The organism is Dolichospermum sp. UHCC 0352 (genome assembly GCF_009711925.1).
Lineage (GTDB): Bacteria > Cyanobacteriota > Cyanobacteriia > Cyanobacteriales > Nostocaceae > Dolichospermum > Dolichospermum lemmermannii.
On sequence record NZ_VIKY01000171.1, the window covers coordinates 1 to 1,290 of the forward strand.

General features: G+C 40.5%; 1 protein-coding gene. It reads right to left on the reverse strand.

The genetic code is table 11. The features are described from left to right. Positions 1-3: 3 nt before the first annotated feature. Positions 4-1,119: an RRXRR domain-containing protein gene (locus tag FJR06_RS11815; RefSeq protein WP_015078910.1), complete on the reverse strand. Its 1,116-nt coding sequence runs from the start codon at positions 1,117-1,119 to the stop codon at positions 4-6. Positions 1,120-1,290 lie beyond the last annotated feature (171 nt).

Below are 1,290 nucleotides of genomic sequence, written 5' to 3' on the forward strand. Positions count from 1 at the left end.
CAGTCACTTTAGTGCTGAGAGGGAAGCGACACGGGCGGTTTTAACCGCCGTAATAATTAGACTTGTTGATCTTAGAATCAACTTAACTTTTTTAACAGTGCATTGTCCTAATCTTTTCCAATTAGCGTCACTAACAGAGACTGCTTTTTCAGTATCTCCGCTAACCCAACCAAAGAAAGTTTTACTTCCTTGAGTGGCTTCCACAAAGTCACCTTTTCTAAAGCCATGACGAGTTGTAGTGCCTCCATATTTCCGACGATTACCACCTTCACTAAAAGTCATTAAATGGAGTTGTCTACGACTAATTGGAGGACGACGCACAATGGTGAATTGAGACTCTGTGATATCAACCCCTCCTATCCAAGATGCGCCATGATTTTTAGCACCTTCCCACGTCTGGTATTTAACAAATTCAGAACTTGCTAAGGCAACCGCATCAACTGCGTGTGTTTCTGGTATTTGCAAAGATTTATCGGATTTTTCTTTATGCAATCCCAGGTACTTACGAAGGTTTGAGGTTTCCCAGCCCTTCTTTAAAACGACATTTGTAAGTTTTGATAGTCGGCTAATTTGGTATCTCTGTCCAACCATGACGGGACTAAAGCCTTTGTTACCTCGTGCTTCAACCTCTTCAATAACAACTGTTTTTATTGGGTAAAGTTGGAGGAGTAAACTAATTACTCGATATTCCAAGTCTTTGTTTGCTCTAATACTTGGAGGCAACTTTGAGCCACGACGATTATCAAATCTTGCTTGACGATGATTGCGTTTGTTGAAAGATAGCTTTCTATTAATTCGCCTTCCTCGCCTATTACGCCGCATCATTGATCGTTGATCCATTCGGTCTTTGACCGTTTTGAAAGGCAAAACTAAATGCAACATTTGCAAGGTGAACTTTTTGGACTGAACCGCTATACCTGAAAAGAGTTTACCAGGGTCTAAACCAAGAACTATTTCTTGCGTTTCAGTATTACTTGATTCGGCTAATAACTGGACATAGAAAATGCCAAGTTTATCGAATTTGCCGATTGCTTTACCGCATTTGATCCATCGTCTTGCTCGACTAGGTTTAGTTGGCATTAATGGCGTATTGTCTACTGAAATTACGGGTACTCGCATAAAGAGATAATCCTTCGAGTAAAGTTTAATGTCCCTTCGCTCAACGCAATCAAGATGTCTTGGCTTTAACCAACGCCATTACAAGATAGCTTGAAGATAATCCGAACTAGAGAAGTATTCGGAAGTTCGTACCAAATTGCGTCTCAATGAGCTAGTCAAACACGTAAGTCT